The sequence below is a fragment of the Bacillus massilinigeriensis genome, from assembly GCF_900111815.1.
Classification (GTDB): Bacteria; Bacillota; Bacilli; order Bacillales; family Cytobacillaceae; genus Mesobacillus_C; species Mesobacillus_C mediterraneensis.
The window spans coordinates 2,284,270-2,292,589 of sequence record NZ_LT630004.1; the positions used below are offsets into that span (position 1 = coordinate 2,284,270).

Sequence of the window (8,320 nt, forward strand, 5' to 3'; positions counted from 1 at the left end):
TTTACAAAATCATAGTTACAGCAGTGCTAAAAATAAACAGGGTGCCCATTGGGACACCCTCTTCTATTAATTAGCAACAATATTGACGAGCTTGCCTGGAACAGCAATTACCTTTCTAATTGTTTTTCCGTTGATTTGTTCTTGAACCACATTTTCACCCATCGCAATTTTTTCTAATGTTTCTTTGTTTGCATCTGCAGGGACCATGATTTTCGCTTTGATTTTCCCATTTACTTGAATAACAATTTCAACTTCATCGTCAACAAGTTTGGCTTCATCATATGCAGGCCAGGCTTCATAGCTAATCGTACCTTCATGGCCAAGCTTTTCCCACAGCTCTTCCGCAACATGCGGAGTAATCGGGGAAAGCATCTTCACAAAACCTTCCATATACTCTTTCGGAAGCGCTTCTGCCTTGTAAGCTTCGTTAATGAAGACCATCAATTGAGAAATAGCGGTATTGAAGCGAAGTCCTTCAATGTCTTCCGTCACTTTTTTCACTGTTTGATGATAAACCTTTTCCATGCTGTCTACTTCAGCATTTTCCTTAATCTTGCTGTTTAGTTTACCTGACTCGTCGATAAACAGCCTCCATATTCTATCAAGGAATCGGCGAGAACCATCAAGGCCATTTGTAGACCAGGCAATCGAAGCTTCCAATGGGCCCATAAACATTTCATACATCCTCAACGTGTCAGCACCATGGCTTTCGACAACAGAATCTGGATTTACGACATTCCCTTTCGATTTGCTCATTTTCTCATTGTTTTCTCCTAGAATCATTCCTTGATTGAACAATTTTTGGAACGGCTCTTTCGTATGGACAATGCCTAAATCATACAGAACTTTATGCCAGAAGCGAGCGTAAAGCAAATGGAGAACCGCATGCTCCGCTCCACCGATGTAAATATCAACCGGCAGCCATTCCTTTAGTTTGTTCGCATCAGCAAGTGCTTCTTCATTATGAGGATCGATGTAGCGAAGGTAGTACCAGCAGCTTCCTGCCCACTGTGGCATCGTATTTGTTTCCCTGCGCCCCTTCTTGCCAGTTGCCGGGTCAACAACGTTCACCCAATCTTCCATAACCGCAAGTGGCGATTCCCCTGTTCCTGAAGGCTTGATTTCCTTTGTCTTCGGAAGGACTAACGGAAGCTCCGATTCAGGAACGGCGGTCATTGTTCCATCTTCCCAGTGAATGATTGGGATAGGCTCCCCCCAATAGCGCTGGCGGCTGAAGAGCCAATCGCGCAGTCTATAGGTAATTTTCTTCTTGCCGATACCTTTTTCCACAAGCCATCCTATACTTTTTTCGATTGCTTCTTCCTTTTCCAATCCATCAAGGAAGCCGGAATTAATATGCTTTCCATCGCCAGAATAAGCTGTTTCGTCAATATTTCCGCCTTGGACGACCTCTTTGATTGGCAAGTTAAACTTCTTCGCGAACTCATAATCACGTTCATCATGCGCTGGAACTGCCATGATAGCACCTGTCCCATAAGACATTAAGACATAGTCCGCAATCCAGATTGGCATTTTCTCCCCACTCGCAGGATTGATAGCGTAAGCACCTGTGAATACGCCTGTTTTATCCTTTGCCAAATCTGTCCGTTCCAGATCACTCTTGCTCTTGATATTATCTAAATAAGCTTCGATTTCAGCCTTCTGAGCTTCCGCCGCAATCTTTCCAACAAGCGGATGCTCGGGAGCAAGCACTGCGTATGTTGCACCGAATAATGTATCAGGTCTTGTTGTAAAAACAGTGAATCGTCCTTCATGACCTTCAATGTCAAAAGTAACTTCCGCGCCTTCCGAGCGTCCAATCCAGTTGCGCTGCATATCTTTTATGCTTTCAGGCCAGTCAACCTCGTCCAAGTCCTCAAGCAGACGATCGGCATAAGCAGTAATTCTTAGCATCCACTGTTTCATCGGCCTGCGTTCAACTGGATGGCCACCGCGCTCGCTCTTCCCGTCAATTACTTCCTCGTTCGCAAGGACAGTTCCAAGTGCTGGGCACCAGTTAACTGCAACTTCATCGATATAGGCAAGCCCTTTTTCATAAAGCTTCAGGAAGATCCACTGTGTCCATTTATAGTAGGAAGGATCTGTTGTGTTCACTTCCCTATCCCAGTCATACGAGAAGCCAAGTGACTTAATTTGGCGGCGGAAATTATTGATATTCTGCTCTGTAAATTGTGCTGGATCATTGCCAGTATCAAGCGCGTATTGTTCCGCAGGGAGACCGAAAGCATCCCAACCCATTGGATGAAGAACATTATATCCCTGCATCCTTTTCATACGAGAAAGAATGTCTGTCGCTGTATATCCTTCTGGATGGCCAACATGCAACCCAGCTCCTGAAGGATATGGAAACATATCTAGCGCATAGAATTTTCGTTTTCCTTCCTCTTCCGCCGTTTTGAAAGTTTTGTTCTGATCCCAGTACTGCTGCCATTTCTTCTCGATTTCATGATGGTTAAAACTCATTTTTCAGATACCTCCTGCGTTGGTTTTCTTTGATAAAATAAAAAACTCCCGTCCCAAAAAAGGGACGAGAGGATATGTATGATCTCCCGCGGTACCACCCAACTTAGTGACAAGTCACTCGCTTCATTGCTCCTTAACGCGGAAAACGGCAGGCACTACTAATTTCACGCCAGCGACTCTGAAGGCGAGTTCATGGGGACCTGGCTGACTTGCACCGTCCGTCAGCTCTCTTCTGCAGGGTTTTCCGCACTAATACTCCTTCGTCAATACCTTTTTCAATATAATATACAGCTATTGTAAACAATTATATCTTGTGATGCAAGTGAAGGAGCAATTATTTCTTGTCCAGCTTCTCGCTAAGTAATGCAATCATTATTATGCCATCTTGGAACTCGATATTAACATTCAATTTCATTTCCCATTCCCTTGTTCTTCTTGACAAAACTGCAAAAAGCTCCTGCCATCATGGACAGAAGCTTTTGACAGCGATTATTCTCTATCCTACGGCACCATCCAGGACAGAACTGAGTTTTGCAGGAAGGTGATAATCCCGACCAACACGACAAGGAAAAGACTGTGTTTAATGGTGAAGCGGAAGAGTTCTGACTCTTTCCCTGCCAAACCGACTGCAGCACACGCAACTGCAATGGACTGCGGCGAAATCATTTTCCCTGTTACCCCACCAGAAGAGTTTGCCGCAACAGCCAGAATCGGATTCATGCCGACAGATTCAGCGGTAATTTTTTGCAGATTACCGAACAGCAGGTTGGCAGATGTATCGGATCCAGTAATGAATACTCCCAACCATCCAAGGAATGGTGAGAAGAACGGGAATAGTGTTTCCCCTGTTTTTGCCAGCGTCATTCCGAGGGTTGTACTCATGCCGGAAGAATTCGTTACATAAGCGAACCCGACAACAGAAGCAATCGTTAAAACTGGATACTTCAATTCATTCAATGTCTCTCCAAATGTAATGCACCAGTCCTTCCAATCCATCCCAACAATATATTTCGTCATAACGGCAGCGATTAAAATCGCAGTACCAGCAGCACCTAAAATTTCAAGCTTGTACACTGCCGGAACAGCTTCACGTGCGAAATTAAAGACTCTATTATTTAACAGTGGTACTTCTGGAGCAAAAGTCACCATGTGACCAAGCGAATTAATGCCTTTCAGAATGATATTGCTTCCTTCATAGTGACCAGTTAAAGCCAATTTAATAGCTGGTATGCCCCATACCGAAATGATTAGTGTAAGGATCAAGAACGGTGACCATGCTTTGAAAACTTCACCGCCAGTATGACTTGCTTCCTTTAATTGTTCTGCTGCAGCAGTTGATGCTGTTTCCTCCTCAGAAGCAAATCTGAAAATAGTCTTTGGTTTCCAGAACTTCAGGAAGATTGTCAGAGCGAATAGTGATACAAGCGCTGACAGAATGTCTGGCAGCTCTGGACCCATAAAGTTAGAGGAAAAATATTGAGTGAGTGCAAAAGAAAGACCGGAAACAAGTATTGCAGGCAATACTTCCAAAGCTCTCTTAAAACCAGCCATGATGACAATCAAGTAAAATGGAATGAACGCGGATAAGAATGGCAATTGGCGTCCGACCATTTTGGAAATCTCCATTGCAGGAATGCCTGTTGGTCCTTCAACTGCAATAATAGGAATTCCGATTGCACCAAATGCTACAGGTGCAGTGTTTGCAATCAAGCATATCCCTGCAGCATACAATGGATTGAAGCCAAGTCCTACAAGAAGTGCCGCCGAAATGGCCACAGGTGCTCCAAAGCCTGCTGCACCTTCAAGGAATGCCCCAAAAGAAAAGGCAACCAGCAACGCTTGAAGACGTCTGTCTTCTGTAATAGAAAGAACGGAGTTGCGAATAATATCAAATTGCCCTGTTTTTACTGTGAGCTTATACAGAAAAACGGATGTAATAATAATCCAGCCTATTGGCAGAAGCCCGTATGCAGCACCCTGCGATGCAGACATCACTGCCATTCCGGCAGGCATCTTAAACGCTATAACTGCGACAAGCAAAGCAACAAGTAATGTTGTCAATCCAGCAATATGCCCTTTCATCCTTTTGATGGCTAGTGCCCAAAAAAAGTATAGGATTGGAATCAGCGCAACAATCGCCGATAATGCCAGGCTGTCACCGACTGCGGTGAAGTTCTGTGTGAAATTCATGTTTTTCCCCCTTGCATCTTAATAAATGAAATGGTCCCCATAATGTCTTTCCCCTCGCGGCAGTAACCGCTTTCACTATTTTGGTATGGTCATCTGATGACTTGGTGATTAACCACTATGTTCAAATTATATGTGACAATCTTGTAACATATCAACCTATTTTTTTATCTTTTTAAATAATTTATATAGTATCTACGCCCAATAAATTTATAACAGATTTCAACTAGTATCCAAATATCCTTAAATATGTATAATGGAGTTAGGAACAAGGTGATGTGGAGGACTATAAATTGAAATATAAAAAAATCAAACCCAAGAAAATATATGAAGAGGTTGCAGAAGCCATCCTTGAAATGATCAAATCCGGGCAAGTAAAGCCGGGAGAAAAACTGGATTCCGTCCAGCAGTTAGCAGAAAATTTTCAGGTGGGACGCTCTGCCATAAGAGAAGCCTTAACAGCACTTCGTGCAATGGGACTGATTGAAATAAGGCAAGGGGAAGGCACTTATGTCAAAGAGTTTGAAACAGAACAAGTTTCTCTTCCTTTATCGACAGCTATCCTGATGAATAAGGAAGATGTCGCCCACCTTCTTGAAGTTAGGAAAATCATTGAACTCGGAACAGTTTATGCCGCTGCTGAGCGAAGAACAGAGGAAAACCTTGAAGCGATGGAAAGAGCACTTGAAGGAATGAGACTTGCCCTTGGTAACGAAGAGTTAGGAGAAAAGTCAGACCTGGAATTTCATTTGGCAATTGCCCAAGGCTCACAAAATCCACTTTTGATCAGTCTTATCAACCATGTTTCAGGCTTGATGGGAGAGACAATGAAAGAAACTCGCAGGGTATGGCTCTATTCAACACAAACAACCCTCGATAGGCTTTACCACGAGCATTGTGAAATCTACCAATCCATCAAAAATCAGGATCCTGAAAATGCCAGGTCCCTCATGCTTCGCCATATAGGTGATGTAGAAAACGTTCTTAAACATTATCTTGATAAAACAATTGCGAATACAGATTGTTAATAGGTGCACACCGCTTTTTTCCATAAAGTGGTGTGCACCTTTTTGAAATTATTCTGTTGAATGCCCTTTCAAAGGTAAACATATTTATAGTATGATAAAAATTATCAGGATTAATACACAGGTCATCTGATGACCATACTATTTAATAGTAGCAGTTATGAAATAACAAGGAGTGGTAATAAGTGAAGGTTACTCTTTTTGCAACATGTATTGTCGATTTGTTCCAGGGAAATGTCGGCAAGGCAACAGTAGAATTGCTCGAGCGGCTGGGATGTGAGGTAGAATTCCCGGAATCCCAAGTATGCTGTGGACAACCTTCCTATAACAGCGGCTATGTTAATAAAACGAAGGATGCCATGAAAAAAATGATCGATACATTCATCGATGCGGAGTATGTAGTTTCTCCATCGGGTTCATGCGCATACATGTTCCATGAGTACCAGCATATTTTCAAAGGCGATCCAATATGGGAGCCAAAAGCAAAGAAGCTAGCGGAAAAAACATATGAACTGACTCAGTTCATTGTGGACGTCTTAAAAATCGAGGATGTAGGTGCCCGGTTCGATGCGACCGTCACTTACCATACATCCTGTCATATGACCCGTTTGCTTGGCGTGAAAGAAGCTCCAATGAAGCTATTAAAAAATGTACAAGGACTGAAGTTTACCGAGCTTCCAGGAAAAGAACAATGCTGCGGGTTTGGTGGAACTTTCGCTGTCAAGATGGCACAGATTTCAGAGCAAATGGTTGATGAGAAAGTCATGCATGTGGCAGAAACAGGAGCCGAATACTTGATTGGCGCCGACGCGGCATGCCTCATGAATATCGGAGGGCGAATTGAGCGCCATGGCAAACCTATCAAAGTCATGCATATTGCGGAAGTTCTTAATAGCCGGTGACTCATAACTTTTAGAATGGAGGGGATAAACCCATGACAATGAAAATCAGTGAAGATAAGTTCAAGGAGCGGGTTCAAAAAGGGATTGACAATTCCTTTATGCGCGGAGCTGTCGCCGGTGCCCAGGAGCGAATGGGAACACGCAGACAGGATGCAACAGACGAACTTGGCAACTGGGAGGAATGGCGAGCTCTCGGAGAAGAAATTCGACAGCATGTCCTAGAAAACCTCGATTTCTATTTGGAACAGCTTAGTGAAAACGTTGCTTCAAGAGGCGGACATGTGTTTTTTGCCCAAACTGCCGAACAGGCTAATGAATATATTCAGGCTGTAGTGAAACAAAAAAATGCAAAAAAAGTCGTAAAGTCAAAATCGATGGTTACCGAAGAAATTTCGTTAAATTCCGCATTACAGAATGCTGGATGTGAAGTCATTGAAACGGATTTGGGCGAATATATCCTGCAAGTGGATGATCATGATCCTCCGTCCCATATTGTCGTACCTGCACTGCACAAAAATAAAGAACAGATTCGCAACGTGTTTGCTGAAAAACTCGGATACCAAAAAACTTCCAAACCCGAAGAACTTGCTCTCCATGCAAGGCAAAAGCTTCGGGAAGAATTTTTAAGCGCTGATGTTGGTATTACTGGCTGTAACTTCGCAGTTGCTGAAACCGGCTCTTTCAGTCTAGTGACAAACGAAGGCAACGCGGACCTAGTCACCGCACTTCCAAAAACCCAAATTACCGTGATGGGAATGGAGCGTCTTGTTCCTACTTTCGAAGAGATGGAAGTGCTGGTAAGCCTGCTCACCAGAAGCTCCGTCGGACAAAAATTGACGAGTTACATCACTGTTTTGACCGGGCCGAGAGAAGAACTAGAATCAGATGGTCCTGAAGAGTTTCACCTTGTTATTGTGGACAATGGCCGGTCTTCCATTCTAGGCGGAGAATTCCAGTCTGTCCTTCAATGCATCCGTTGTGCAGCATGCATTAACGTCTGTCCAGTATATCGTCAAGTTGGAGGACATTCATACGGATCCATCTATTCCGGTCCTATCGGTGCAGTACTCTCACCGCTTCTTGGCGGATATGATGAATTTAAGGAATTGCCGTATGCCACGACTCTTTGCGGTGCATGTACAGAGGTTTGCCCTGTGAAGATTCCATTGCATCAGCTGCTTCACAAACATCGGCAAGTCATTGTGGAAGAAGAAGGAAAAGCACCTTTTGCGGAAAAAATTGCGATGGCTGCATTTGGTATGGGCGCTTCCTCCCCTGCTCTATACAAGTTAGGAACAAAATTTGTCCCATCTGCGATGAGTCCCTTCACAGAAGGCGATACAATCACAAAAGGTCCTGGCCCTTTGAAGCTATGGACAGACAGCCGAAACTTTCCCGCACCAAATAAAGAGCGGTTTAGGGACTGGTTCAAAAACAGGGAAAAAGGAGGCGCTAAATAATGAGCGGATCCATTCAGAACAAGGATGCTTTCCTAGCGCAAATCGCAAAGAGTCTTGGCAGGGAAAGACGAACAGAAGGAGTAAAAACCCCCTCCTATAAACACCGTCCTCAAGATGATGTTTTAAAAGGTGCAACACAAGATGAACTTGTGGAAGTACTAAAAAACCAATGCATGAAAATTCATACAAGCCTTGTGGAAACAAATCTAAAAAACCTTCCCGCCACGCTTGCAGAAACAGTTGCCGAATATGGCGGGGGGCC

5 protein-coding genes, 1 pseudogene and 1 other annotated feature are annotated in these 8,320 nt (G+C 43.7%); of the genes and pseudogenes, 4 read left to right on the plus strand and 2 right to left on the minus strand.

What is annotated here, in order from left to right:
• Positions 1-66: 66 nt before the first annotated feature.
• On the minus strand, positions 67-2,484 hold the full coding sequence (leuS, locus tag BQ5796_RS11885; RefSeq protein WP_071460442.1) for a leucine--tRNA ligase: 2,418 nt from the start codon (positions 2,482-2,484) through the stop codon (positions 67-69).
• A 57-nt stretch (positions 2,485-2,541) separates the two neighbouring features.
• Positions 2,542-2,760, minus strand: a binding site (T-box leader).
• A 225-nt stretch (positions 2,761-2,985) separates the two neighbouring features.
• Positions 2,986-4,674 carry an L-lactate permease gene (locus tag BQ5796_RS11890; protein ID WP_071460443.1) on the minus strand — a complete coding sequence of 563 codons (1,689 nt, stop codon included), beginning with the start codon at positions 4,672-4,674 and terminating at the stop codon, positions 2,986-2,988.
• 290 nt (positions 4,675-4,964) lie between these two features.
• On the opposite strand from BQ5796_RS11890, the gene BQ5796_RS11895 reads away from it, so the two are divergent.
• The 4 genes and pseudogenes from BQ5796_RS11895 to BQ5796_RS18150 all read left to right on the plus strand — a co-directional run.
• Positions 4,965-5,699, plus strand: coding sequence for a FadR/GntR family transcriptional regulator (locus BQ5796_RS11895; protein ID WP_071460444.1), 735 nt, complete (start codon positions 4,965-4,967; stop codon positions 5,697-5,699).
• Between the two features lie 182 nt (positions 5,700-5,881).
• On the plus strand, positions 5,882-6,598 hold the full coding sequence (locus BQ5796_RS11900) for a (Fe-S)-binding protein (protein WP_071460445.1): 717 nt from the start codon (positions 5,882-5,884) through the stop codon (positions 6,596-6,598).
• A 32-nt stretch (positions 6,599-6,630) separates the two neighbouring features.
• Positions 6,631-8,058, plus strand: a complete 1,428-nt coding sequence (locus BQ5796_RS11905) for a LutB/LldF family L-lactate oxidation iron-sulfur protein (protein WP_071460446.1) — start codon at positions 6,631-6,633, stop codon at positions 8,056-8,058.
• A pseudogene (locus BQ5796_RS18150) lies at positions 8,058-8,320 on the plus strand (lactate utilization protein C); the annotation flags it as partial. The gene BQ5796_RS11905 and the pseudogene BQ5796_RS18150, both read left to right, overlap by 1 nt.